The 25,024-nt window shown below is 66.2% G+C and carries 22 protein-coding genes; 2 read left to right on the top strand and 20 right to left on the bottom strand.

The window, feature by feature from the left end; translation table 11 throughout:
- Positions 1 to 2: 2 nt before the first annotated feature.
- Together D9V32_RS02460 and D9V32_RS02455 are read right to left on the bottom strand one after the other, a co-directional pair.
- Positions 3 to 1,820, bottom strand: a complete 1,818-nt coding sequence (locus tag D9V32_RS02460; protein WP_121647319.1) for an ABC transporter ATP-binding protein — start codon at positions 1,818 to 1,820, stop codon at positions 3 to 5.
- Positions 1,817 to 3,592, bottom strand: a complete 1,776-nt coding sequence (locus D9V32_RS02455; protein ID WP_121647318.1) for an ABC transporter ATP-binding protein — start codon at positions 3,590 to 3,592, stop codon at positions 1,817 to 1,819. The genes D9V32_RS02460 and D9V32_RS02455 overlap by 4 nt, the downstream gene beginning before the upstream one ends.
- Before the next feature lie 237 nt (positions 3,593 to 3,829).
- Between D9V32_RS02455 and D9V32_RS02450 the strand changes: the two genes are divergently transcribed.
- Complete coding sequence (locus tag D9V32_RS02450) at positions 3,830 to 5,491, top strand: beta-N-acetylhexosaminidase (protein ID WP_220700638.1); 1,662 nt, start codon at positions 3,830 to 3,832, stop codon at positions 5,489 to 5,491.
- A 432-nt stretch (positions 5,492 to 5,923) separates the two neighbouring features.
- Here D9V32_RS02450 and purH read toward each other — a convergent pair whose 3' ends face one another.
- The 6 genes from purH to alr all read right to left on the bottom strand — a co-directional run bounded on the left by purH (position 5,924) and on the right by alr (position 12,409).
- Positions 5,924 to 7,522, bottom strand: a complete 1,599-nt coding sequence (gene purH / locus D9V32_RS02445; RefSeq protein WP_121647316.1) for a bifunctional phosphoribosylaminoimidazolecarboxamide formyltransferase/IMP cyclohydrolase — start codon at positions 7,520 to 7,522, stop codon at positions 5,924 to 5,926.
- Between the two features lie 23 nt (positions 7,523 to 7,545).
- Positions 7,546 to 8,127, bottom strand: a complete 582-nt coding sequence (purN, locus tag D9V32_RS02440) for a phosphoribosylglycinamide formyltransferase (RefSeq protein WP_121647315.1) — start codon at positions 8,125 to 8,127, stop codon at positions 7,546 to 7,548.
- An 89-nt stretch (positions 8,128 to 8,216) separates the two neighbouring features.
- A complete protein-coding gene (locus D9V32_RS02435) occupies positions 8,217 to 9,461 on the bottom strand; it encodes a cell division protein PerM (protein WP_121647314.1) in 1,245 nt (414 codons plus the stop codon).
- Between the two features lie 80 nt (positions 9,462 to 9,541).
- Positions 9,542 to 10,009, bottom strand: coding sequence for a hypothetical protein (locus D9V32_RS02430; protein WP_121647313.1), 468 nt, complete (start codon positions 10,007 to 10,009; stop codon positions 9,542 to 9,544).
- 178 nt (positions 10,010 to 10,187) lie between these two features.
- Complete coding sequence (locus D9V32_RS02425; RefSeq protein WP_121647312.1) at positions 10,188 to 11,207, bottom strand: D-alanine--D-alanine ligase family protein; 1,020 nt, start codon at positions 11,205 to 11,207, stop codon at positions 10,188 to 10,190.
- Between the two features lie 14 nt (positions 11,208 to 11,221).
- Positions 11,222 to 12,409 (bottom strand): alanine racemase, encoded by a 1,188-nt coding sequence (gene alr, locus D9V32_RS02420; RefSeq protein ID WP_121647311.1) that lies wholly within the window; start codon positions 12,407 to 12,409, stop codon positions 11,222 to 11,224.
- Between the two features lie 192 nt (positions 12,410 to 12,601).
- Between alr and D9V32_RS02415 the strand changes: the two genes are divergently transcribed.
- Positions 12,602 to 12,949, top strand: coding sequence for a hypothetical protein (locus D9V32_RS02415; protein WP_121647310.1), 348 nt, complete (start codon positions 12,602 to 12,604; stop codon positions 12,947 to 12,949).
- A 3-nt stretch (positions 12,950 to 12,952) separates the two neighbouring features.
- Here the strand turns inward: D9V32_RS02415 and D9V32_RS02410 are convergent, their stop codons facing one another.
- From D9V32_RS02410 to D9V32_RS02355, 12 genes are all read right to left on the bottom strand, one after another.
- Positions 12,953 to 14,197: an ROK family transcriptional regulator gene (locus D9V32_RS02410; RefSeq protein ID WP_121647309.1), complete on the bottom strand. Its 1,245-nt coding sequence runs from the start codon at positions 14,195 to 14,197 to the stop codon at positions 12,953 to 12,955.
- Between the two features lie 46 nt (positions 14,198 to 14,243).
- Positions 14,244 to 15,449, bottom strand: coding sequence for a multiple monosaccharide ABC transporter permease (gene mmsB, locus D9V32_RS02405; protein ID WP_121647308.1), 1,206 nt, complete (start codon positions 15,447 to 15,449; stop codon positions 14,244 to 14,246).
- A gap of 70 nt (positions 15,450 to 15,519) precedes the next feature.
- Complete coding sequence (gene mmsA, locus D9V32_RS02400; RefSeq protein ID WP_121647307.1) at positions 15,520 to 17,061, bottom strand: multiple monosaccharide ABC transporter ATP-binding protein; 1,542 nt, start codon at positions 17,059 to 17,061, stop codon at positions 15,520 to 15,522.
- Between the two features lie 83 nt (positions 17,062 to 17,144).
- Positions 17,145 to 18,266: a multiple monosaccharide ABC transporter substrate-binding protein gene (chvE, locus tag D9V32_RS02395; protein WP_121647306.1), complete on the bottom strand. Its 1,122-nt coding sequence runs from the start codon at positions 18,264 to 18,266 to the stop codon at positions 17,145 to 17,147.
- Positions 18,267 to 18,812: 546 nt separating this feature from the next.
- Positions 18,813 to 19,700: a succinate--CoA ligase subunit alpha gene (sucD, locus tag D9V32_RS02390; RefSeq protein ID WP_121647305.1), complete on the bottom strand. Its 888-nt coding sequence runs from the start codon at positions 19,698 to 19,700 to the stop codon at positions 18,813 to 18,815.
- A 13-nt stretch (positions 19,701 to 19,713) separates the two neighbouring features.
- Complete coding sequence (gene sucC / locus D9V32_RS02385) at positions 19,714 to 20,877, bottom strand: ADP-forming succinate--CoA ligase subunit beta (RefSeq protein ID WP_121647304.1); 1,164 nt, start codon at positions 20,875 to 20,877, stop codon at positions 19,714 to 19,716.
- A gap of 172 nt (positions 20,878 to 21,049) precedes the next feature.
- Positions 21,050 to 21,661: a hypothetical protein gene (locus D9V32_RS02380; RefSeq protein WP_147440374.1), complete on the bottom strand. Its 612-nt coding sequence runs from the start codon at positions 21,659 to 21,661 to the stop codon at positions 21,050 to 21,052.
- Positions 21,564 to 22,103, bottom strand: coding sequence for a hypothetical protein (locus tag D9V32_RS02375; RefSeq protein ID WP_147440373.1), 540 nt, complete (start codon positions 22,101 to 22,103; stop codon positions 21,564 to 21,566). The genes D9V32_RS02380 and D9V32_RS02375 overlap by 98 nt, the downstream gene beginning before the upstream one ends.
- A 113-nt stretch (positions 22,104 to 22,216) precedes the next feature.
- Positions 22,217 to 22,819 carry an ATP-binding cassette domain-containing protein gene (locus tag D9V32_RS02370; protein ID WP_121647301.1) on the bottom strand — a complete coding sequence of 201 codons (603 nt, stop codon included), beginning with the start codon at positions 22,817 to 22,819 and terminating at the stop codon, positions 22,217 to 22,219.
- On the bottom strand, positions 22,810 to 23,886 hold the full coding sequence (locus D9V32_RS02365) for a hypothetical protein (RefSeq protein WP_121647300.1): 1,077 nt from the start codon (positions 23,884 to 23,886) through the stop codon (positions 22,810 to 22,812). Before D9V32_RS02365 ends, D9V32_RS02370 begins: the two co-directional genes overlap by 10 nt.
- Entirely contained in the window at positions 23,886 to 24,497 is a 612-nt protein-coding gene (locus D9V32_RS02360; RefSeq protein ID WP_121647299.1) for a hypothetical protein, read from the bottom strand. Before D9V32_RS02360 ends, D9V32_RS02365 begins: the two co-directional genes overlap by 1 nt.
- The gene (locus D9V32_RS02355; protein WP_121647298.1) at positions 24,497 to 25,009 is read right to left on the bottom strand and encodes a hypothetical protein; all 513 of its coding nucleotides are present in this window, start codon (positions 25,007 to 25,009) and stop codon (positions 24,497 to 24,499) included. The genes D9V32_RS02360 and D9V32_RS02355 overlap by 1 nt, the downstream gene beginning before the upstream one ends.
- Between the last annotated feature and the right edge of the window lie 15 nt (positions 25,010 to 25,024).

The raw sequence follows: 25,024 nt of genomic DNA, 5'->3' as shown, positions 1-25,024 counted from the left end.
GGCTAGACCAGGGAGTCCCGCCAGGCCTCGTGCAGCTTGGCGAAGCGCCCGGTCCCACCAATGAGTTCATCGGGGGTGCCATCCTCCACGATCCGGCCCTGTTCCATCACGAGCACGCGGTCGGCGATCGCGACCGTCGACAGGCGGTGCGCGATGATCACGGCCGTCCGCGAGGCGAGCAGCGTCTGCAGGGCGTTCTGAACCGCACGCTCACCCGGGATGTCGAGCGAGGCCGTGGCCTCATCCAGCAGCAGTACCGCGGGATCGGCGAGGAACGCACGCGCGAACGACACCAGCTGGCGCTGCCCGGCCGACAGCCGGCCACCGCGCTTGTTGACGTCGGTATCGAAACCGGCGGGCATCGCCTCGATGAAGGCATCCGCACCCACCGCCCGTGCCGCCGCGATGATCTGTTCGCGGGTGGCATCGGGGTTTCCGAGCGCAATGTTGTCGGCAATGGTGCCCGAGAACAGGTACGCCTCCTGGGTGACCATCACCACCGCCCCGCGCAGGTGCACGTCGTCGAGGTCGCGCAGATCCACGCCGTCGAGGGTGACCTCGCCGGAGGTGGGGTCGTAGAACCGGGACATCAGCTTGGCCAGCGTGGTTTTGCCCGCACCGGTCGCTCCCACCAGGGCGATGGTCTGCCCGGCCGGGATGTCCAGGCTGAACTTCGGCAGGATCTCGACGCCGTTTCCGTAGCCGAACGTGGTTTCGCGGAACTCCAGGTGACCGCGCGCGGCGGTCAGGCTCACCGGTGTGGACGGAGCGGGAACACCGGGCTCCTCCTCCAGCACACCGGAGATCTTCTCGAGCGCGGCCGCGGCCGACTGGTACGAGTTGTAGAACATCGCCATGTCCTCGACCGGGTCGAAGAATCGCTTCGCGTAGAGCACCGCGGCGAGCAGCGTTCCGATCGCAATCGTGTCGCTGGCCACGCGCAGGCCGCCGACGAGCACGATGACCGCCACCGAGACGTTGGCGATCAGGATCAGGCCCGGATCGAAGATTCCGAACAGTCCGATAACCTTCGCGTTGATGCCGCGCAGCTTTTCGACCTTGCCGCCGAAGTCGGCCTCGTTACGGCGACGCGCACGGAACGCCTTCACCGCGCGAATGCCGGTCATGGTCTCGACGAACTTCACGATGGTCTGGGCCGAGGCCACCCGCTGCTGCCGGAACAGCACCTGCGAGCGCCGCTGGAACCAGCGACCGAGCAGGAACAGCGGGATCAGCGCGATGCCGATCACGAGCGCGCTGGTGGGGTCGAGCAGCACGAGCGCAACCGCGGTGAACGACATGTAGAGCACGCCGGACACCAGCTGGTTGATGCCGGAGTCCAGGAGCTCCCGGATGGCGTCGAGGTCACTGGTCTGGCGCGAGATGATGCGGCCCGAGGTGTAGCTCTCGTGGAAGTCGAGGCTGAGGTCCTGGGTGTGCGCGAACACGCGCAGGCGCAGATCCAGCAGGATCGCCTGGCTCACCCGGGCACTCAGAATCGTGTACCAGGAGATCAGCACCGCGCCGATGACACCGGACGCCAGGAGCGCACCCACCGCGAGGTAGGCGGGCATCCAGTCGGCCCGATCGAGCACCGCGGGGAGCGCGGTGTTTAGCCCGTAGGCGATCAGGGCGGGGCCGGCCACCTGGGCGGCGGTCGACAGGATCACGACCACCATGGTCAGGATGACCCGCGCCCGCACCGGGCGCACGAGCTCCCCCAGGAGCCTCAGGGATCGTTTGCGGATACGTGCGGATTCCTCGGCGGTCAGCGTCGAGCGTTCCTCGCCGCTGACCCCCTGCACGCTGTTGTCGCTCATCGGGTGTTCTCCTCGTCCAGGCTGGACAGTACAAATCGGTATTCGGCGCTGCGTTCCAGCAGCTCTCGGTGTGTTCCGGTGTCGTGGATGCGACCCTCGTGAAGCAGGACAACCCGGTCAGCGGTCTGCACGGTGGAGGGGCGGTGGGCCACGATCAGGGTCGAGGTTTGGCCGTAGTCGCGGCGCATCCCCTCCTCCACGCGGGCCTCGGTGTTGACGTCCAGCGCCGAGAGCGGGTCATCCAGCACCAGCAGTTTGGGGTCGGTCGCGAGGGCGCGGGCGAGGGCTACGCGCTGACGCTGGCCACCGGAGAGGCTCATGCCTTCCTCCCCGACCACGGTTTCGACACCCTCGGGCAGGCGGTGCACGAAGTCGGCCTGGGCCACGTTGAGGGCCCGGTCGAGCGCGCGCTGCGCGGCCTCCGGATCCGTTTCGGTATCGTCTCTACCGAGCAGGATGTTGTCGCGGATCGAGGCGCTGAAGAGCGTGGGCTCCTCAAACGCGACCGCCTGATACGTGTATACCTCGTCCCGGGTGAGGTCGCGGAGGTCCACCCCGTCGAGGCGGATGGATCCGCCGGTCACCTCGTAGAGGCGGGAGGCGAGCGCCGTCATGGTGGACTTGCCCGAACCGGTCAGGCCCACGACGGCCACGGTCTGGCCGGGTTCGACCACGAAGGACACCCCGTCCAGGAGATCCGCGGTGTCTGCGGGGGCGTCCGGGAATCGGAAGTGAACGTCGTCGAACTCCAGGCGTCCGCGCGGTACCTCGATCGACTTCGGCTCGGCCGGGTCGGCGAGCGCGATCGGTTCGTCCATGACCTCGAAGAAGCGGTCGGTTGCGGCGCGCGCGTCGAGGGTCATCGCCAGCAGGAATCCGATGGATTCCAGCGGGAAGCGCAGGATCGTCGCGGTGGCGAAGAACGCGAACAGCTCGCCCACGGTGATCTGGCCCTGGCTGGCGAGCCAGATTCCGCCGAGGAGGCACAGCGCGAAGCCGATGTCGGGCAGCAGCACGAGCCACAGCCAGATACCGGCGAGTGCCTTCGCCTTGTTGATCTCGGTGCCGCGCAGCGCCTCGGCCTGGCGGGTGAATCCGCGCAGGGCGTGGCGGCCGCGGCCGAAGGCCTTGAGCACGCGGATACCGTGTACGGACTCTTCGACGGCGGTCGCGAGGTCACCGGTCTGGTCCTGACTCAGGCGGGCAACCACGGCGTAGCGCTTTTCAAACGCAAAGCCGTAGATCCAGATCGGGACGGAGATCAGCAGGAAGATTCCGCCGAGCATCGGGTGCCAGGTGAACAGCACCGCGGTACCGGCGATGATCGTGACCACGTTCACGAAGAGCAGGATCAGGCCGAAGGCGAGCCAGCGGCGAATCAGGCCGAGGTCGGTGCCCTGGCGGGAGAGCAGCTGGCCGGACTGCCAGCGGTCGTGGAAGGACACCGGGAGGTCCTGCAGACGCTCGTACATGGCGTTGCGCATGGCGGCTTCGACGTGCGTTCCCGGGGTGAGCACGAGCCAGCGGCGCACGGCGATGGTGGCGGCCTCGGCCACACCGAGGCCGAGCACCACGCCGGCGGCACCGATGATGAGGGCGGTGTCGCGCGAGGCGAGCGGGCCGTCCACGAGCTCGCGCAGCACCAGCGGGATGGCGAGCGCGAGGAGCCCGGCGAATAGCCCGGCAACGCCGCCGAGCGCCAGGCGCGGTAGTGCGGGCCGTGCGTATTCACGCAGGCGCCACAGGGAGGAAATAACAGAACGTTCAGACATGCGTACCCGTAAAGGTCGAAAACGGCGTCGCCACGTGGAAGGGTCACGCGTGGTCGAAGGTGACGCCGGGGTCCCGGCGAGCAGCCTTACAGGATATCGTCAGGTTTCGTTTTATTTCAAGCCCCGAATGCGCGCTGTCCGGCGTGTCCGCAACTCGGGGGACGCTCTGGGGATCGTGTTCGGCCATTTTCACCCAAACACTCGAAGTCCACCGGTCCGATGTGGTTGGCTACCGTCATGACCGCTCTGCTCCCCCAGCCTCGTTCAATCAGCCAGCCGGACGCCGGGAGCTACACGCTCACCGATTCGACCCGCATTGCCGCGGATCCCGCGCTGAGGGATGCGGCGCGCTGGCTGCAGCAGGTGCTCCGCCCAGCGACCGGCCTGGATCTGGACTCGGCCGACGCGAACGGCAGCGCTGACTCTTCGGATCACGGAGTTGTGTTCCGTCACGACACCGCGCTGGGGGCCGAGGCGTATCGTCTGCGGGTGTCCGATTCGGGGGTGGCGATCGACGCGGGGGGCCCGGCCGGCGCGTTCTATGGCGCACAGGTGCTGCGTCAGCTGCTCCCGGTGGCCGCCTACCGTACCGCGGTCATTGCGCCGGACACCGAGTGGCTGCTGCCCGCGGTAAGCATCGAGGACGCCCCCACGTTCGGCTGGCGCGGGGTGATGCTGGATGTGGCCCGTCACTTTATGCCCAAGGCCGATGTGCTGCGGTTCATCGATCTGATGGCGCTGCACCGGCTCAACGTGCTGCACCTGCACCTCACCGAGGATCAGGGCTGGCGGATCGAGATTCGCCGCTACCCGAAGCTCACCGAGGTGGGGGCGTGGCGGCGCGAGTCGCAGCGGGGCCCGGTTCGGGATGCCCCGGGAGATGGCCGCCCGCACGGCGGCTTTTACACGCAGGATGATATCCGTGAGATTGTGGCCTACGCGGATGCCCGGCACATCAGCGTGGTTCCGGAAATCGACCTTCCCGGGCACTCCCAGGCGGCGATCGCCGCGTATCCGGAGCTCGGTATCGGGGTGGACGCCTCCGGCCGCGGCGGCCCGGACCTGGAGGTCTTCACCCGCTGGGGCATCAACCCCAATGTGCTCAACACCGAGGATTCCACCGTCGAGTTTTTCCGCAACGTGCTCGACGAGGTGATGGATCTCTTCCCCAGCAGCCACATCGGCATCGGTGGCGATGAGTGCCCCACCGAGCAGTGGGAGGCCGACGCACGCACCCATGAGCTCGTGCGTGAGCGTGGGCTGCCCGACGTGCACGCGCTTCACGGTTGGTTCTTGAACGCGCTCTCGACCCACATCGTTGCCCGCGGTCGGCGACCGTTCGGGTGGGATGAGCTGCTCGAGGGCGACCCGCATCCGGACTCGGTGATTGCCTCCTGGCGCGGAATGACCGGTGCCCGCACCGCGATCCGCCGCGGCTTCCCGGTGGTCTCCTGCCCGGATGAGCAGGTGTACCTGGACTACCGGCAGTCAGAGATGCCCGAGGAGCCCATCCAGGTGGGCGTGCCGCTGAGCGTCGCCGACGTCTACGCGTTCTCCCCCGTACCGCCGGAGGCCACCCCGGAGCAGGCCGCGCTGATCCTCGGCGGGCAGGCCAACATCTGGACCGAGCATCTGTCGTCCACCCGCGCGGTCGACTATGCGGCATTCCCCCGCCTGTGCGCCCTGGCCGAAACCCTCTGGGGTACCGGCGGCGACCTGACGGAGTTCGAGGGCCGCCTGCGCGAGCATCTCGCGCGCCTGGATGCCCTCGGCGTGGAGTACCGCCCCGAATCCGGCCCCCTGCCGTGGCAGCAGCGCCCGGACGTCCCAGGCCGGCCGAGCACCCGCGCCGAGCGTGCGGCCCACGTCGCCAGCCTGGTGGCAAACATCATGGAGTAGCGGCAGCGTTTATCGAGACCGTCTGAGTTGGCACCTCACGACGAGCTCAGCGAATCACGTCCGGTAAGAACGCTCTCGTTGGGAGTAACCCGAACCTATTTCTTGCTCTTGGTGAAAAAGCCAACGCTAATCAGCACAACCACACCGATAACTGCAATCCAAATGAACGTAGTGGAATCCAAATTTTCTCTCCCTTAGTGAGTGGTGGTGAGCAGATCATTTCTTCACCCGCAATTGACCGTATATAGACTCGTCCTCCAATCACCGCGCACAGCAGGATGGCCGACAGCGGCAAACGCTAAGCCAGTCACAATCGGAGCTGATTCGAGTATGCCGGCTGCAACCCGCATCTCACAACACGGAAAAGCGCACAAAACAGCGGCTGGCAACGATACTCACATCGTTGCCAGCCGCTCATTTCACGCCACGTGCTTAGTGGAAGAAGTGACGCTCTCCGGTGAAGTACATGGTGACGCCGGCGGCCTTCGCGGCGGCGATGACCTCCTCATCCCGGACCGAACCACCGGGCTGAACGACGGCGCGCACGCCGGCCTTCAGCAGCACCTCGAGGCCGTCGGCGAAGGGGAAGAAGGCGTCGGAGGCGGCGACGGATCCGACCGCACGCTCACCGGCACGGTCGACGGCGAGGTGGCAGGAGTCCACGCGGTTGACCTGACCCATGCCCACGCCCACCGAGGCACCGGCGTGAGCGAGCAGGATACCGTTGGACTTCACCGCGCGGCAGGCCTTCCAGGCGAAGCGGAGGTCGGCGAGGGTGTCCTCATCGGCGGGCTCGCCGGTGACGAGGGTCCAGGTGGCGTCCACATCATCGGCACCGAAGCGGTCGGCTTCCTGCACGAGCAGGCCGCCGGAGATCTGCTTGAACTCGCTGGTCTCCGGGGTGAAACCCTCGGGCAGGCGCAGCAGGCGCAGGTTCTTCTTCGTCTTCAGCACCTCGAGGGCCTCGGGCTCGAAGTCAGGAGCAACGAGAACCTCGGTGAAGATCTCCTTGACGGTCTCGGCCATCTTCAGGGTGACCGTGCGGTTGGCGGCGATCACACCACCGAAGGCGGACACCGGGTCGCACTCGTGGGCGCGCTGGTGGGCGCTGGCGATGGCGTCGGGAGCCTTGGGGTTAGCAACCGCGATACCGCAGGGGTTGGCGTGCTTGATGATCGCGACGGCCGGGTTGACGAAGTCGTAGGCGGCGCGCACGGCGGCGTCAGCGTCCACGAAGTTGTTGTAGCTCATCTCCTTGCCGTGCAGCTGCTCGGCCTGGGCGATGCCGTGCCCGCCGGCACGCGAGTAGAGGGCTGCAGCCTGGTGGCTGTTCTCGCCGTAGCGCAGCACACCCTGGCGCTCGGCCTGGATGGTCAGCGTCTCGGCAAACGCGGCCGCGTCATCCGCGTTCGCGGCGAACCAGCCGGCAACGGCGGTGTCATAGGCGGCGGTGTGGGCGAAGGCCTGGGCGGCCAGCTCGCGGCGCAGCGCGAGATCGGTGCCACCGGCGGTGACGGCTTCGATCACGCGGGCGTAGGAGTCCGGGGAGACCACGATTGCGACGTTGGCGTGGTTCTTCGCGGAGGCGCGCACCATCGCGGGTCCACCGATATCGATCTGCTCGACCACGTCATCGCCCACGGCACCGGAGGCCACGGTCTCAACGAACGGGTAGAGGTTGACCACGACGAGCTCAAACGGAGCAACGTTCATTTCGGCGAGCTGCGCCTCGTGGGATTCCAGGCGCAGGTCGGCGAGCAGGCCGGCGTGCACGGCGGGGTGCAGGGTCTTGACGCGGCCGTCGAGGGCTTCGGGGAATCCGGTGACGGCGGCAACGTCGGTCACGGTGTGGCCGGCATCACGGATGGTCTGAGCGGTGGAACCGGTCGAGACGATCTCCACGTTCTGGGCCGCGAGCGCCGCGGCGAGCTCCAGCAGGCCGGTCTTGTCACTGACCGAGATCAGTGCGCGGCGGACGGGGACGTGATCGCGGTTTCGGTACAGGTGTGCATCGTGACGGGGGCCGGCCATGGGTGCTCCTAGTGTTTGGTTGTCTATCGTGCGGATAAATCCAGACCGTCGGCGATGCGCCGAACGGTGTCCACGAGCAGCCGGCGTTCCACCGGTTTGATGCGCTCGTGCAGGCTTTCTTCGGTGTCATCGGCGAGGATCGCGACGCGCTCCTGCACGATGATCGATCCGGTGTCCACGCCGTTATCCACCACGATGATCGACGCCCCGGTCTGGTCGGCACCGGAGGCCAACGCATCGCGCACACCGTGCGCACCGGGGAACTCGGGCAGATAGGCGGGATGCGTGTTGATCAGGTTCGGGGACAGCGCGGAAACCACGTTGTCAGGCACCAGGCGCATCAGGCCGCTGAGGACCACGAGATCCGGGGTGTGCTCACAAATCGCGGCCAGCAGCGCGGTGCCCCACTCCTCGCGCGAGGCGTACTCGCGAAACGGCACCGTGAAGGTGGGGATATCAAACTCGCGGGCGTGCTCCAGACCACTGGCGTCGCGGTCGGCACCGACGGCGATCACGCGCGCCGGATATCCGGGTTCGCGAGTTGCCTCAAGCAGCGCCCGAAGGTTCGAGCCGGTCCCGGAAATCAGCACAACGAGTGAGAGCACCCGATGAGTCTACCGCCACGAAACGCGGGGCAAAAACCACCCGGGGTGCGGGTGCACGCCCGTGCAGCGTTGCGAAAACGCGGTGGCGGTTAGCGGGTGCCGATCCGGTCGGCAAAACCGCTGGTCTGCGCGTTTTCCACGGCGGTGACGGCGCGACCCGAGACGAGACCGGCCAACCCGCCGAGCAGAATCTCGCCCGCAAAAACCAGGCCGACGATCCAGGCGGTGGGCCCCATCTCCGCGAGGCGGCCCGGACCGAATGCCCCAGCCGCAAACCAGGCGAGCAGGCCGAGAATGATTCCGGAAACCACCGCGGATCCGGCCACGGTGATCGCGCCCTCGCCGAGCGAGAGCTCTCCGCTCTCGACCCGGCTACGACGGATCCACAGCCCCGCGAGGAAACCGCAGAGCAGCGGCACGATCAACAGGATCCAGGTGAGCGGGCTCGACGAGGAGGGCAGAATACCGAGCACCGGTACCGCGGGCAGCGGTCCGGCGATGGTGCCGAGCGGCGAAAACACGCTGCCGGCCCCCACAGCGAAGCCCGGGCCGATCAGCCAGGCCGCGGCCCACAGCACGAGCGTGGGCAGGTAGAGCAGCTGCGCGAGGGTGATCACGACACCGCCACCCACCCCGAGTTCGGTGCTCTCGTAGAGGCCGATGATCAGCGGGTAGTTGACGAGCAGCAGGATCGCGACCAGCACCCCGGCCGCGCCGATCAGTGCCCCCGAGGCCAGCGCCCCGGCGCGCAGGGCCGCAAACACCATGGTGTGGCGGGGTTCGCCGAGGCGCTCGGGCAGGGTGTCGAAGGGGATGCGCTCCCCCGCGCGGTAGCGGGCAACCACGAGGCCCAGCGCCATTGACGCGGCAAACACCAGCGGCGGGAAGATGAGCCCGGTCACGCGATCGGTGCTGATGAGTTCGCTGCCCGAGGTGAAGACCACGCCGCAGGAGAGCAGCGCGTAGGTCACGGTACCGGCGATCAGGGCGGTGATCGGATGCCCGGAATCCGCCGAGCGGGTGCCGCTGCGGAACGCCAGCCAGATCACCAGGGCGGTAATCGCGATGGGAGCCAGTGACAGCACAAACGGCGCGCTCGCCCCGGGCAGCCCGAAGGGTGCGACGGTCTCCGGGGAGAGCGTCACGTTCAGGTGAACGCCGTGCCCGAGCAGCCAGAAGTCCACCGAGGTGCGCCAGAACAGCGCCCAAAACTCGGAGAAACCGGTGCCGATGGCCCAGATCAGGGTGGCCGGAACCACGAGGACGCCCACGCTGATGGCGAGGGCGATGAGGGCTTCGAGAGCGGCGAGGAGTGCGACCGGGGTGCGTTTCATGACCCCCTCAGACTAACCCCCTCGCCCGCTCCCGCGCCGAAGGCGAGCCGCGGAAATGCGGAGTACTGCCCGTCTCGCGCCTACCCGATGTAGACGGTGAGGAGGTAGGCGACCCCGCGGGGCACATCCACGGTGATGTCGGCGGTATTCGCTCGGGAGGGCACGTAGACGCTCATGCCGTCTCCCGTGTCCTCGAGGGCGACGGTCTTATCGGCAACCAGGAGGGGGCTGCGGAACAGGGTATCGCCCGACGCGCAGTCCTTCCCTTCCGACCGTGCCGACGGAGATGACTCACCCGAATACCTGAGGGTGATCGAGTATGCGGCGCTGCGCATACACTCGATCTTCCAGGACACGTGCTCATAGTTGAGAGACCCAAACGAGAAGTTCTGCTTTCCCGTCTGCTGCACCTGGAGCAGTACCTCGCCGCCCACCGGGGGAACATAGCCATCGTCCTCGTCGGTGTTCTCGGTGTTGATACCGAGCTCGGATTCAGCGACGGAGGGGAAACGAGCGTTGTGCGCCTCGATCCGGGCCGCCTCACTCATCGCGCATCCGCCGAGGCCAAGCGTAAGAAAACCCAGTGTGAGCGCGCTCAGCGCCCGAAATATCGGTGTTGCACGTTGCTGGTGAATCGACATTGATTACTGCCCCCGAGTCTGGGCACTCTGCCCGCGCTCAGCATAACGTTAGTTATGTACTCGCCGAGGAATGCCCCTCTCGCGGCTAGCCCTCCGCGAGTGCGCGCTCGACGAGGACGCGAACGATCTCCGGGTAGCTGCGGCCGGTCGCCGCCCACATCCGCGGGTACTGCGACTGCGCGGTGAGCCCGGGCAGGGTGTTGATCTCGTTGAAGATCGGACCGTTTTCGTCGAGGAAGAAGTCGATGCGGGCGAGGCCGCGACCACCGAGCACGCGGAAGATGCGGCGGGCCTGATCGGCGAGATCGGCGGCCACCTCCTCGGGCAGGTGCGCGGGCACCGTGAAGTTGGTGCCGCCGCTGGTGTACTTCGCGGCGTAGTCGAAGAAGGGCTGGTTGGGGTCGGCGTCGATCTCCAGCGCCGGCGCTACCTCGAGGGTGCCGTCGGCGTGCTCGAGCAGGCCGAGGTCGATCTCGCGACCCACGATCTCGGTTTCGATCAGCACGGCGTCGCCGCCCTCGGTCGCGAGGGCCAGGGCCTCCGGCAGCTGGGCGGCATCGGTAACCCGGGTGCCCCCGATCGAGGAGCCGCCACGGTTGGGCTTGACGAAGACCGGCAGGGCGATGCCGCGCTCGGCCAGGCGGGCGAGCAGGGCGTCGGTGTCGTCGATCGCCGCGGGCACGTCGGTGGGGTCGAGGCGCAGGCCCGGGGCGATACGAATACCCGCATCGGCCACGACGGTCTTCGCCCACCACTTGTCCATCGCGATGGCGCTCGCGCCCACACCGGCACCCACGTAGCGGATGCCCGCGGTTTCGAGCAGGCCCTGGACGGTGCCGTCCTCACCGCCGACGCCGTGGAAGGCGGGGATCACAACGTCAACATCGCGCAGCAGCGCGAGCACGTCGATCAGGCCGTACACCTCACCGGCGACCCACTCGCCCTCGCGGGTGACGAGCACACTCAGCACCTCGGCACCGAGTTCTTCGAGTGCCGCCACGAGACCGCCGCCGCTCTTCAGCGACACCTCGTGTTCGCCGCTAATGCCGCCCATCAGGACCGCTACGCGGTGGGGGAACGCGGGGTTTTCTGCGGGGGTACTCATGCTGGTGGTGCTCCTCAGTTGATGTAGCGGCGTTTGATGCGGGCGCCAATCCCGCAGTAAATCTCGTGTTCCAGGGTACCCGCCCAGGCGGCCCACTCGGATACCGTGGGTTCGCCCTGGCTACCCGGCCCGAACAGGATCGCGGTGTCGCCCTCAACGACCGCGTCGTCTCCGAGATCCACCATAATCTGGTCCATCGAGATACGCCCGGCCACGCGCCGACGTTTTCCTCCGAGCCACACCTCGGCCTTGCCCGCGGCCGCCCAGGGCAGGCCATCGGCGTAGCCCACGGCGATGAGCGCGAGCGTGGTGTCGCGCTCCAGCGTGTAGGTGTGGGAGTAGGAGACTCCCTCACCCGCGAACGCACGCTTGACCTGCATGACGCGGGCGGTGAGGGTCATCGCGTGGCGCAGGCCAATGCCGGCCTCGTCGATGCCGTAGACCCCGGCGCCGAGGCGCACCATGTTGTAGAGGGCGGGATCGATCAGGCTCACGCCGCTGGAGTTTGCAAGGTGGGTGAACTCGGGGTTGAGCCCCGCGGCCCGCGCGATCGCGATGGCCTCCTGGAGACGATCGGACTGCGCCCGCGTGCGCTCGGCGTCGAGATCGCCGGCGTGCGAGAGGTGCGACCAGATGCCGCGAATCTGCAGGGCACCCTCGGCTTCGAAGCGCGCGGCCTCGGCCACCAGAACGGCCCACTCGGCGGCGACGGTTCCGCCGCGGTTGAGGCCGGTTTCGACCTCGAGGTGTACGTTGACGCCGGTGTCTTCGGCGGCCACCGCGCGCAGGTTTTCCAGGCCCGAAACGCTGATGTCAATGTCGTGGGCGCGGGCGTGCCGGGCGAAGTCCGGCACGTCGTTCAGCCAGGCAAACATCGGGGCTTCCTCGCCGGTGGCGCGCAGCTGCAGTGCCTCGCTCAGCCGGGCAAACCCGAGCAGATCGGCACCGCCCTCGAGCGCGGCCTTCGCCGAGGCCGGGGCACCGTGTCCAAAGGCGTCCGCTTTGACCGCGGCCATGATCTTGCCCTGCGGATAGTGCGCGCGGAACGTCCGGATGTTGTGCCGGATGGCCTCGAGATCCACGATGGCCTCGGCCGCGTACACGGTCGGGATCGCGCGCGCGAAGGCGAGGGTGGGGTCCGCGCCGCCGCCATCCGCATGGGGATGGGTTTCGGCTGCCGCGGGGGAATCGTACGCACTCACCCCCTAAGCGTACGGGGCGTCCATCAGAATCCCCGCATCAACGGCCCGGGACCCCGATTTATCGTCCCCGGGGATGAGGGCGTCGCGGCGTCGGCTCAGATCGGCACCACCCTAGAATCCGTTCGGAGGCGAAGCTAAACTGACGTGAATTGAGGGGTCGGTTTGGTTGCGGGCCCGGAAGGTGAGTCGCAGATGAGTATCTCGCTGTACTACAGCATCACACGGGCGCATCCGATCACCGCGGTGGAGAACGCCGCGATTGAGGAGATCGTGACCCGGCAAAACCTCGAGTTCCCGTTTGACCACGAACTCATCGACTTTGAACCAGACACCCCGCCCACGATCTTCTCCGGCTCCACCGCTCTGCCACTCGACGCCCCAGAGTCCACCACCGCGGCGCTCGCCCACTGGCTGCACGCCTTTACCGAACTCCGCCGTGCCCTCCCGGATGCCGACTGGCAGCTCGAAATGGACGACCTCGACATCCCCTGGAATGACGTTGAGGGCTACTCGCTGCCCGGCCTGTTCGACGGGGAGTAGCGCCTAGCGCGGTGCCGCGTGGCCCGCGGGGTCGGCGAGGATCGGTGCGAACGCGACCTCGGCCGCACCCACCATTGGGAGGCGCGAGCGCAGCTCGGCCCGTTCGATCCGTACCTGGCGGGCGCGGCTGCTCATCGAGCGCACCCGGATCGACTCGGTCAGGCGCTCACGGCCCACGGTGAGGAGCGAGCCGAGGAACCCCGAGAGCACCACCATCTCCGGGTTGAAGAGGTTTACAAAGTTGGAGATGGCCTCGGAGAGGCTGTCGATCTGGCGACGCACCTCGGCGTGCACCGCGGGGTCGCGCGAAATACCCAGCGCCACGTCCAGCTCGTCCTGATCGGCTCGGCGAAGGCCCAGCACCTTCAGCAGACGCGGCAGGTTCACCTCGGTTTCGAGGCAGCCGATCCGCCCACAGTGGCACTGAATACCCGCGCTATTGACCAGCGTATGCCCGAGCTCCCCCGCGTAGCCATCCGTGCCGCGCACCGCGGTGCCGTCGATGATGAGGCCCCCGCCGATTCCCCGCGCACTTCCGTTGAGATACACGAGGTTCTGCACACCGCGGGCGGCACCAAAGTGGGTTTCGGCGAGCGCGCCGAGGCTCGCATCGTTGCCCGCATACACGGGATAGCCGAGCGCGCGCTGCAGCGGCTCGGTGAGGTTTTGGTCGTGCCAGTTCAGCTGCGGGGCGAGGAGCACCCGACCGCTCGCCGAGGCAACGAGGCCGGGAACGGCGATCCCCACCCCCACCACGCGATAGCGGCCGCTGATCTCATGCTGCATGCCCGCGATCACCGACTGCGTGATCTTCACCGTATCGGCCACGCTCGGCACCCGCATCGTGTCATAGCGCACCCGACGGATCACCTCACCGCCGAGCCCCACGAGACCCACCGTGATCGCATCGGAATCCGGGGCCACCGCGATCGCGACGAGGTGCTCATCCGGCATCACCTGCAGGCTCGGGCGGCCCACCCGACCGGTTTCATCCGCGGGTGCCATCTCGACAACGAGCCCCAGCTCGGTGAGTTCGGCGACGAGACCGCCGATGGCGGAACGGGTGAGGCCGGTGAGCCGGGTGAGTTCGGCCCGGCTCACCCCGCCAAGACGGTGCACGAGGGTCATCACCGCGGAGAGGTTGTATCGGCGCAGCTGATCGTTACTCGTGCCACCGCGCAACACCGGCGTCGAGCCGTCTCCCGCGGGCAGTGCACGGCGAGAGAAGGGGGACCCGGAATCGGCCATCGTGCCGGATCCCCCTTCTGCCGTATGGTGCGTCGGGCGGTCGCGGCTAGCGGCCCCCGGCACGTCGTTTGTTAAAGATATCGAATGCCACGGCCAACAGGAGCACCAGACCCTTGATGGTCATCTGCCAGGCGGCATCCACCGAGAGGATGGAGAGACCCATGTTGAGCACACCCATCACCAGGCCACCGATCACCGCACCCACGACGGTACCCACGCCGCCCTGCACCGCGGCACCACCGATGAACACCGCGGCGATCGCATCGAGCTCATAGTTCTGACCGGCCGAGGCCACCGCTCCCCCGGCACGCGCGGTACTCACCACGCCGGCGAGGCCCGCGAGCACACCCATGTTCACGAAGATGAAGAAGTTCACCCAGCGGGTTTTCACACCGCTCATCATGGCCGCGAACAGGTTGCCACCCATCGCGTAAATATGGCGACCAAACACGGTGCGGTTGAGCAGGAACGTGTAGATCAGGATGATCAGCGCGAGGAGGATCAGGATGATCGGCGTGCCGTTGTAGTCGGACAGCAACCAGGTAAACGCGAGGATCGCGAGCGCCGAGATACCGATCTTCAACCAGAACGAGGTCAGCGGTTCGCGCGGCAGATCCAGCTTGCGCAGCGTCGCCCGGCTGCGCACCTGCTGCAGCACCAGCATCGCGGCGGCCAGCGCGCCCAGCACCAGGGTGAGCACATCACGCCCGCCGAGCTCCCCAAACCAGCCGGGCAGCCAGCCCGCACCGATGGCGGTGAACTGCTCGGGCAGGCCGTTAATCGTGCCACCGGTGAGCAGCACGAGGGTGAGCCCACGGAAGATCAGCATGCCCGCGAGGGTCACAATGAACGCGGGTATTCCCACAAACGCCACCCAGAACCCCTGCCAGGCACCCACCAGGGCACCCACCAGGATGGCGAGAATCACGGCGGCCCACCAGGGCAAACCCCACTGGTTCGTGGAGATCGCCGCGATCGCCCCCACCATGGCCACCACCGAACCCACTGAGAGGTCGATATGGCCGGCGATAATCACCATCACCATCCCCACCGCCAGAATGAGCACGTAGGCGTTCTGCTGGATGAGGTTGTTGACGTTTCCGGGGAGCAGCAGCCTGCCCTCGGTCAGGATCTGGAACAGCAGAACGATGATGGCCAGAGCGGCCAGGATGCCGTACTGGCGCAGGTTCACCCGGAACCTGGGCAGTCGGCGGCGGGCCGGTTGCTGGCCGGCCGGTGTCGTTGTACTCACAGTGCGGAGTCCTTTCCTGCGGTCATGACGTACATGACTCTCTGCCGGGCAGCGTCGTCGGTCGTTGTACTCACAGTGCGGAGTCCTTTCCTGCGGTCATGAAGTGCATGAGTCGCTCCTGAGTCGCATCCGCACGGGCCACTTCGCCGGTGAGAACGCCCTCGGAGATGGCGTAGATTCGGTCGGAAAGACCGATGAGTTCGGGGAGTTCGGAGGAGATCACGATGACCGCCTTACCCTGCGCGGCCAGCTCGTTGATAATGCCGTAGATCTCGTACTTGGCACCCACGTCGATACCGCGGGTGGGTTCGTCCAGGATCAGCACGTCGGGGCCCGAGAAGATCCACTTCGACAGCACAACCTTTTGCTGGTTTCCGCCCGAGAGCTTCCCGGTGATTGCGCTCACGCTGGGGGCCTTGATGTTCATCTTCGCGCGGTACGAATCGGCCACCTTGTACTCACGGTGCCGATCGATCACGCCGAAGCGCACGAGCTTGGCGAGCGCCGCCGCCGAGACGTTGACCGCGATGTCCCCGATCAGGTTGAGGCCATACTTTTTGCGGTCCTCGGTGGCGTAGGCGAGGCCGTTCCGGATGGCCTCATCCACCGTGCGGGTCTGGATCTCGACGCCGTCCTTGAGCACCGTACCGGAGATGTTGGTGCCGTATGAGCGCCCAAAAATGCTCATCGCCAGCTCCGTCCGCCCGGCACCCATCAGCCCGGCAAAGCCCACAATCTCGCCCGCGCGCACGGTGAAGTTTGCGCCGTCCACCACCAGGCGGGTGGTGTCTACCGGGTGGTACACGCTCCAGTCGCGCACCTCAAAAATAACCTCGCCGATGTTTGCCTCGCGCGGAGGAAACAGGCTACTGAGGTCCCGCCCCACCATCGAACGGATGATGCGGGCCTCGGTGGCGTCGGGCTCCGACATCGAGAACGACTCGATCGTCTCGCCATCCCGAATGATCGTGACGGTATCCGCGATCTGGCGGATCTCCTTGAGCTTGTGGGAAATGATGATCGAGGTGATGCCCTGCTCGCGCAGGTGGTTGATCAGGGTCAACAGGTGCGCCGAGTCCTCATCGTTGAGCGCGGCGGTGGGCTCATCCAGAATGAGGAGCTTCACCTGCTTCGACAGCGCCTTGGCGATCTCCACCAGCTGCTGCTTTCCGACCCCGAGCTCCAGCACGCGGGTCGCCGGGTTCTCATCGAGGCCGACCCGTGCCAGGAGCAGCGCGGCCTCGCGGTTGGTCCTGTTCCAGTCGATCACGCCGCGGGTGGAGATCTCGTTGCCCAGAAAGATATTTTCGGCGATCGAGAGGTAGGGGCTGAGCGCCAGCTCCTGATGGATGATGACGATGCCATCCGCCTCGCTCTCGTTGATCGAGCGATAGCCAACCTGCTCGCCCTCAAAAACGATGTTTCCACCGTAGGTTCCGGCCGGATAGACGCCGCTGAGCACCTTCATCAGCGTCGACTTACCCGCGCCGTTTTCGCCGCAGATCGCGTGCACCTCACCGCGGGTCACCTCGAGGCTCACATTTTTCAGTGCCGTGACACCGTTGAAGTTCTTGACGATATTGTCCATTCGAAGAATGGGGGTGTTGTTCATGTTGTGCCTTCGTGTTCGGGCTGAATCACGGGGTCCGTGCCCGGCCTACTGCACGGCCGGGCACGGACCACCAGGGGTGCGGCCTAGAGGCCGACGTCAGATGCCTTCACGAAGCCCGAGTCCACGAGCTTGGTCTTGACGTCGTCCTTGACCACGATTTCGGGATCCAGCAGGTACGAGGGCACAACCTTCTTGCCGTTGTCGTAGGTCTTGGTGTCGTTGACCTCGACGGTCTTGCCCGCGACGATCTCCTGGATCATGGTGAACACGCGCTTACCGAGGGTGCGGGTGTCCTTCCACACGGTCATGGCCTGCTCACCGGCAAGGATCGCCTTGACGTTTGCCTTATCGGCATCCTGCCCGGTGATCAGCGGGTAGTCCGCACCCGGGGTGTAACCCGCCGACTTGAGCGATGCCTGGATACCGATCGCGAGGCTGTCGTTGGGTGACAGCACCACGTTTACCTTCTTGCCACCGGTGTAGAACGACGACAGGCGGTTGTCCATCTCGGACTGTGCCTTGTCACTCGCCCAGCCCTGGATACCGATCGAGGCCCAGTCGTCATCGCTCTTCGGCGACTTGCCGCTGGGAACCACGAGCTTGCCCTCGTCCACGTAGGGCTTCAGAACGTCCCAGGCACCCGAGAAGAAGAACTTCGCGTTGTTGTCATCGGGGCTTCCGGCGAAGGGCTCGAGGTTGAACGGGCCCGCGGCGTTCTTCAGGTCCAGCTGCTCCTCGATGAAGGTGCCCTGCAGGGTACCGACCTTGTAGTTGTCGAAGGTTGCGTAGTAGTCGACGTTCTCGGTGCCGTTGATGAGGCGGTCGTAGGCGATGACCGTGGCCTTCTGCTTCTTTGCCTCCTCGAGTGCGGGGGCGAGGACCTTACCGTCGATCGCGGCGATCACCAGGATCTTCGATCCGCCGGCGATCTGGTTCTGGATCTGGCTGATCTGCTGGTCGGTCTTGTTGTCCGCGTACTGCAGGTCAACCTTGCAGCCAGCGTCCTTGAGTTCCTTCTGCAGCTGCTCACCGTCGTTGATCCAGCGCTCGAGGCTTCGGGTGGGCATCGAGATACCCACGTTGCAGTCGCCGCTGGCATTGCCGCCACCGGCACCGCCACCGTTGTCGCTGCTCGAACAGGCGGCGAGGCTGAGTGCCAGTACACCGGCCGCGGAAACCGCGAGCATCTTTCGGGTCTTGGTCATTGTGATTGCTTTCCTCTCTGAATGCGATTGCCCCACCGGCGGCCGTGGGCACCAGGGCCCGAGGGTACGGAGCGTGAGCAGGAAGGGTGTCGAGGGGATCCGCGGTGATCCTCTTCGCCTGCCCGCCACCCGAAACCCGGGATGACGATGGGATGACGTCCACCCAGCGCAGGTGCACTTTGTAGACGCAAACAACATATAGCGGCGATTTTGCCGCTGCAATACCCCCGGACGGGGGACTCAGGAGGTTTTGTGTGTCGAGTTAGTTGCGATGCACCCCAAATTGGGGATAGGTGATTCTAATATTAAATCCCTGGTCAAAGACCTAAATGCGCACGCTTGTCGGTTCTCGCACACCCGAAAAACTTTCGGCAATTTGTAGTTTCCGTGGCACTAATATTTTCTCAAAAAACAGCACCCCGTCTCCTTTCGGTGACGGGGTGCTGTCCTATCGTGTCCGCGCGCGGACCTGCCGGTTACAGACCGGCGATGATCTCGCGCATCAGGTTCGCGGCCTCGGCATGCGAGGCCGTGTCTTGCCCGTCCTTACAGACCGGCGATGATCTCGCGCATCAGGTTCGCGGCCTCGGACGGAGTCTTTCCGACCTTGACTCCGGCGGCCTCGAGGGCCTCCTTCTTTGCCTGGGCGGTTCCGGCCGAGCCGGAGACGATGGCGCCGGCGTGGCCCATGGTCTTACCCTCGGGGGCGGTGAAGCCCGCGACGTAGCCGACGACGGGCTTGGTGACGTGTGCCTTGATGTAGTCGGCTGCACGCTCCTCGGCGTCTCCACCGATCTCGCCGATCATGACGATCGCCTTGGTGTCGGGGTCGGCCTCGAATGCGGCGAGGGCGTCGATGTGGGTGGTGCCGATGATGGGGTCTCCACCGATACCGATGGCGGTCGAGAAGCCGATTTCGCGCAGCTCGTACATCATCTGGTAGGTGAGGGTTCCGGACTTGGAAACCAGTCCGATCGGGCCGGTGCCGGCGATCGAGGCCGGGGTGATGCCGACGAGGGCCTCTCCCGGGGTGATGATGCCGGGGCAGTTCGGGCCGATGATGCGGGTCTTGTTGCCCTTTTCCTGGGCGTAGGCCCAGACCTCGGCGGAGTCGCCGACGGGGATTCCCTCGGTGATGATGACGAGCAGCGGGATCTCGGCGTCGATGGCCTCGATTGCGGCGTCCTTCGCGAATGCCGGCGGCACGAACGCGATGGAGACGTCTGCTCCGGTGGTTTCGATGGCCTCGACCACGCTGCCGAACACCGGGAGGGTGATGTCACCGTGGGTGACGGTGGTGCCGGCCTTGCGGGCGTTGACGCCACCGACGATGTTGGTGCCTGCGGCGAGCATCAGGGCGGTGTGCTTGGAGGCTTCGCCGCCGGTGATGCCCTGGACGATGACCTTGGAGTCCTTGTTTACAAAGATCGACATGTTCCGGTCCCTACTACTTCGATGCCAGCTCGGCGGCCTTGGCGGCGCCCTCGTCCATGGAGCCCGCGATGGTGATCAGCGGGTGGTTTGCGGCGGCGAGGATCGCGCGACCCTCGTCCACCTTGTTGCCGTCCAGGCGCACAACGAGCGGCTTGGAGGCGGTGTCGCCGAGGATTTCGAGGGCCTTGACGATGCCGTTTGCGACGGCGTCACAGGCGGTGATTCCACCGAAGACGTTGACGAAAACCGACTTCACCTGGCTGTCGCCGAGGATGACGTCGAGGCCGTTGGCCATGACCTCGGCGGAGGCTCCACCACCGATGTCGAGGAAGTTGGCGGGCTTGACGCCGCCGAAGTTCTCTCCGGCGTAGGCGACGACGTCGAGGGTCGACATCACGAGGCCGGCACCGTTACCGATGATTCCGACCTCACCGTCGAGCTTGACGTAGTTGAGGTCCGACTCCTTGGCCTTGAGCTCGAGCGGGTCGGTGGTGGCGCTGTCGGCGAGTGCCGCGTGCTCGGGGTGACGGAACTCAGCGTTCTCGTCGATCGAGACCTTACCGTCGAGGGCGACGATGTCGCCGGCCTCGGTGAGGACGAGCGGGTTGACCTCCACCAGGGTGGCATCCTCGCCCGCGTACACCTCGTACAGCTTGACGAAGACGTCGGCAACCTTGTCGACGAGGTCGCCGGTGAATCCGCCGGCGATCGCGATCTCGCGCGCCTTTGCGGCGTCGATGCCGGTGCGCGGGTTGACCTCGATACGGGCCAGGGCTTCGGGCTTCTCGACGGCGAGCTGCTCGATTTCCATGCCGCCCTCGACACTGGCGAGCGACAGGTAGGAGCGGTTAGCGCGGTCCAGCAGCACGGAGAAGTAGAACTCGCGGGCGATCTGTGCGCCCTGCGCGACCATGACGCGCTTGACCTCGTGGCCCTTGATGTCGAGGCCCAGGATGGCCTGTGCGGCCTCGAATGCCTCGTCGGGGGTCTTGGCGACCTTTACGCCGCCCGCCTTTCCGCGCCCGCCGACCTTAACCTGTGCCTTGACAACAACAACGCCACCGATTTTCTCGGCGGCGGCGCGTACGTCTTCGGGGGTGTCCGCGATGATACCGGCAAGGACCGGTACCCCGTATTTCTCGAACAGGTCTCGGGCCTGATACTCGTAAAGATCCACGTGTGGTTCCAATCCGCAATGAGGTTTTGGGAGAAAAGTACGTACCCGACGCCTCGCTTGTAACTCGACGTCAAGATACCCACCTAAGACTCTACCCCCTGCCCCCGCTGCAGGTCACCCGTGTACCCCGCAGACACTCAGGTTCTGGGTGAACAGACGGTATTGCACGCGGTTAGGTGCGGGCTTTGAAGTAGCGGAAGAGGTGTTTTTCTCGGGTGGTGAGCGCCCCGGTGATCACACCCAGCAGGAGGGCGGGCACAAGGGTGAGGCAGACGCGGGCCGAGAGTCCGCGCAGCGCGGCGGGATCGAGGGTGCCGGGGAGCCCGGTCACCAGCATGACCGTGGCTGCTGTGACCAGGACCGAAACCAGCGCCGGCACCAGGGCCTCCCCCAGCAGGATCAGAGTTTGCGTGGCGGGGGTGACCCCGCTGTGGCGGGCGGAGGCGAGCTCGAGGCGGCGCATGCGCACCATGGCGAAGCCGATCACGACTCCGGCAAGACCCGCGATTGGGGCGGCAAACTCGGTGATCCGCTCGACGAAGAGACGCTCACCGGGGAAACTCTGCCCGAGCCGGGAGTTGAGCTGGCTGAGCTGTGGACGCGTCTGCGCATCGCCATCGCTGATGAGGGTGGAGCGCAGGTGTGCGGCCACCGGCTCAGCCTGCGGCCACACCTCGATCCAGCACTCATCGAACGGCGTTCCGCGGTCCGAGACCGGCGCGAGTACCGTGTAGCCGAGCCCGGGCTTGCGTCCGTCGTCGGGGAAGGGGAATACCGCGCGCACCGGAATGGAATCTGCGGCCGTGTGAATCGTGCCCCCCGGCGTCGCGGCCGAGGGCGTTGGCCACCTGATCCGAGAGGACTATGCCCGGCCCCGGCGCGGCTCCGGTATCGCTCCCCGCCGCGGTCAGGAGCTGAATGAACCCCTCGGTGACATCGCGCTGCGGGATTGAGTGCCCCGGAAGCGCCGCCGGGCGCATCCCCGCCGGGTTTTCCCGCAGGGCACCCGCGTGGTTGACGTTGGGCAGGGTCTTCAGCGCCTCGCAGCGTGCGGCGTCGATCTGCCCGGGTGCCTGAAACGTGAGGATCGAGGCACCGGAGCGGCGATAGGTATCGGCATCACCCAGCACGCGTGAGACCGCTCCCAGCTCGGCGAGGCACAACCCGATCAGGATCACGCTACACAGCAGGGTAAACAGGAGCGCGCGGGAGGTTCCGGTGTACACATCCCGTGAAATCTCACCCAGGAGTGCGCCGGGCCGCATCCCGGTGCCGCGCGTTCGCTCGCGTGGGGTTGGCTCAGGCGGGGGCTTCGATCCGGAGCCGTTCTCATCGGCCCTCATGTGGTCACGCTCAGATCGATGTGGTCGGTGCAGGCGTCGCGCGTGGCGGAATCATGGGTGGCCACCACCACGATGCTGCCCGCCCGCGAGAGTACGCCGAGGGTCGCGTTGACGGTGTCCGCGGTGCGCCGATCCAGCTGGGCGGTGGGTTCGTCAACGAGGAAGAGGTCTGGTCCGGTTGCCATTCCGCGGGCGAGCATGAGTCGCTGGGCTTCGCCACCGGAGAGCGCGCTGAAGGGGCGGTCGGCCACGTGTGCGAGGCCGAATAGCTCGAGGTGATCGTGTGCCGTGCGCTCGGCGTCTCGTCTCCCGAGCCCGTGTGCGATCAGGGGCAGCACGACGTGGTCCAGGGCGTTTCGTCTCGCGACCCCGTGCGGGTTTTGAAACACCCAGCCGGTGCGGGTGATGCCCTCGCGCACCACGCATCCGGCGCTCGGTTCCTCCCATCCGGCGAGGATGCTCAGAAGCGTGCTCTTTCCCGAACCCGAGGGGCCCGAGAGCGCGTAGACGTGGTGTGGCAGCAGCTCGCGGTTGAGGGCGGTGAAGAGTGGCGCGCCTCCGGGAAATGCGTGCCCGACGTTCTCGAGCACTACCCGCATGCGGCTGCCGGATCGGGGGTGAGGTCGAGCGCCCGCGGAGGGGTAACACCGTCAGCGAATCGCAAGAATGATTGCCCGAGCTGTGATCCGAGAAGGCTCACCCGGTAGAGCTCGCCCTCGGAGCTCACGCAGGCGGTGGAACTCTCGACGGCGTAGAGCGCGGAGGGTGCGGTCACCCAGGCGGTGACCGGGTCGGCCAGCACAAAGCGGGCACCGACCGTGCGGATGGAGCCGGCACCGGCACTCTGATCTGCGGGGATGCGCTCTCCCGCAATAATGGCGGCGAGCGCGTCGGGATCGGTCACGGCGCCCGTGGCGGCGTCGATGGGATACCGCTGCCCGTTAACCTCGACCAGCCGGGTACCCTCCACCGGGTTTTCCGGCAGGGCACTCAGGCTCACGGCGGCGAGGGTATCGGGCAGCGCGATGATCGTTCGGCCCTCCTCTGCCTGCTCTCCCACGCCCAGCGGGCAGCCGGTCGCTCCGGCCGGGCCGGGCGAGAGCCAGGCGATGTTCGCCTGCGCGATGGTGGCGGGATCCGCGGGGGTCACGCCGGCCTTTTTGAGGAGCGCGCCCGTAGCGCTCAGGAGGGCCGAATCGACGCCACCCCGATCGGAGACGGAGTGCCCGAGTTCGCGCAGCTCCGCGCGCAACGCGAGCACATCGGCACCGGTATCGCCCTGGACGAGGTCTCGCCAGGGCGGCTGAGCGCCACCGAGGGCAACCGCGGAGACACCATCGATCGCAAACGGTACGCTTCCGCGAGTAACATCCGTTCCCGGTGTGCAGGTGAGCGCGGTGATGCGCCCGGAGACCGGGGCGCGCAGCGCCCGCTGAGCGCCGCCGGTGATACTGAGTTCGGCAGCACGGGAGTCATCGAAACTGCGCTCGCTCAGTACCGACTGGGTGAGAGCGTCCGCCGGACGAAGCGCCTCGGGAACCTCGCCCTCGGTCAGCAGCACGCCGGCAATCACACCGCCGCTCGCGAGGGCAACGGCACCGAGTATCCCGAGGGTGGGACGAAACCACCCACGCTTCGCACCCGTACGGTCACCGGAGGATCGCACTAGTACTCCATCCCGAGGGGGTTGGACAGACACTCACCGGCCACCATGTCCGTGTCGGAGAACGGGAACTCGCCGTAAAAAAAGTCCCGCTCATAGTCCTTCGCGCTGTATCCGGGCTCCACGATGCCCCTGTCTACGAGACACTGCGCCACTATCGTAAACTCATCCAGGTTGTCCGGGTTGCGCTTCCCCTGCCAGTAGAGGAAGTCCACGTAAATGCCCAACTCGCGCTCACACTCTTCCAAAACCTTGCCCTGAGTCTCCGGGGCCACACCGCGTTCGTCGGAGCGGGTCTCTCCCCCTCCCCGCTCATCAAACGTAATTGTTACCCCTCCGGCAGCCAGACATCCGATAAGTGGTTCTCTCGAAGCGATAAGCTCCTGCTCCGTCACGACACCATCCGCAAGAATCTGACGCTCAAGATCCGTCACCGCCTCGTTCCACCCGGCCCGGAACGCTTCAGCGCACGGCCCAGAAAAATCCGTACCTCGATCGGCGATCTTCAGGGTCTTATCCGGGGCCATTGCGGCACATCCCGCGAGTACAAACACAATCAGGACTACGGCAGCAGCCCACAGCGGTTTCCTCCGGCTCTCGATTCTGGCGCGCACTAGTACTCCACCCCGAGCGGGTTGGACAGGCACTCGCCAGCCACCATGTCGGTCGCAGGGAACGGGAATTCGCCCTCAAAGTCCCGCTCATAGTCCTGAGCGCTATAACCGGGCGCCACGATGCCCTTGTCTACGAGACACTTGGCAACGATTGTGGGCTCGTCCAGGTTTTCCGGGTTGCGCTTCACCTGCCAGTAGAGAAGGTCTACCTCGACGCCCACTTCTTCATCGCAGCTGCCGAAAATCTCGGCTTGCTCCTCCGGCTTCACGCCGCGCTCGTCAGAACGCGTCGTCGATCCTCCCCGCTCGTTAAACGTGATACTCACCCCGCGGGCGGCCAGGCACTCGATAAGAGGCTCTCGTGAGGCAATCAGTTCCTGGTCCGTAACGACCCCGTCCGCAAGAATTTGGCGTTGGAGGTCCGTCACCGCCTCGTTCCACCCGGCCCGGAACTCCTCACCCCACGTACCAGTGAAGTCCGTGCCAGAGGCATCAGCCTTGCTAACCGACATTCGACCATTTGCGCC

It is taken from the genome of Mycetocola tolaasinivorans (genome assembly GCF_003667565.1).
Lineage (GTDB): Bacteria > Actinomycetota > Actinomycetes > Actinomycetales > Microbacteriaceae > Mycetocola > Mycetocola tolaasinivorans.
Note: the sequence above shows the minus strand (reverse complement) of the source record. Positions and strands in the feature narration are given on the sequence as shown.

Coding starts and splice junctions, on each gene's coding strand:
- D9V32_RS02460 (WP_121647319.1), bottom strand. CDS start 1,820: ATGAGCGACAACAGCGTGCAGGGGGTCAGCGGCGAGGAACGCTCGACG.
- D9V32_RS02455 (WP_121647318.1), bottom strand. CDS start 3,592: ATGTCTGAACGTTCTGTTATTTCCTCCCTGTGGCGCCTGCGTGAATAC.
- D9V32_RS02450 (WP_220700638.1), top strand. CDS start 3,830: ATGACCGCTCTGCTCCCCCAGCCTCGTTCAATCAGCCAGCCGGACGCC.
- purH (WP_121647316.1), bottom strand. CDS start 7,522: ATGGCCGGCCCCCGTCACGATGCACACCTGTACCGAAACCGCGATCAC.
- D9V32_RS02435 (WP_121647314.1), bottom strand. CDS start 9,461: ATGAAACGCACCCCGGTCGCACTCCTCGCCGCTCTCGAAGCCCTCATC.
- D9V32_RS02430 (WP_121647313.1), bottom strand. CDS start 10,009: ATGAGTGAGGCGGCCCGGATCGAGGCGCACAACGCTCGTTTCCCCTCC.
- D9V32_RS02425 (WP_121647312.1), bottom strand. CDS start 11,207: ATGAGTACCCCCGCAGAAAACCCCGCGTTCCCCCACCGCGTAGCGGTC.
- D9V32_RS02415 (WP_121647310.1), top strand. CDS start 12,602: ATGAGTATCTCGCTGTACTACAGCATCACACGGGCGCATCCGATCACC.
- D9V32_RS02410 (WP_121647309.1), bottom strand. CDS start 14,197: ATGGCCGATTCCGGGTCCCCCTTCTCTCGCCGTGCACTGCCCGCGGGA.
- mmsA (WP_121647307.1), bottom strand. CDS start 17,061: ATGAACAACACCCCCATTCTTCGAATGGACAATATCGTCAAGAACTTC.
- chvE (WP_121647306.1), bottom strand. CDS start 18,266: ATGACCAAGACCCGAAAGATGCTCGCGGTTTCCGCGGCCGGTGTACTG.
- sucD (WP_121647305.1), bottom strand. CDS start 19,700: ATGTCGATCTTTGTAAACAAGGACTCCAAGGTCATCGTCCAGGGCATC.
- D9V32_RS02370 (WP_121647301.1), bottom strand. CDS start 22,819: ATGCGGGTAGTGCTCGAGAACGTCGGGCACGCATTTCCCGGAGGCGCG.
- D9V32_RS02355 (WP_121647298.1), bottom strand. CDS start 25,009: ATGTCGGTTAGCAAGGCTGATGCCTCTGGCACGGACTTCACTGGTACG.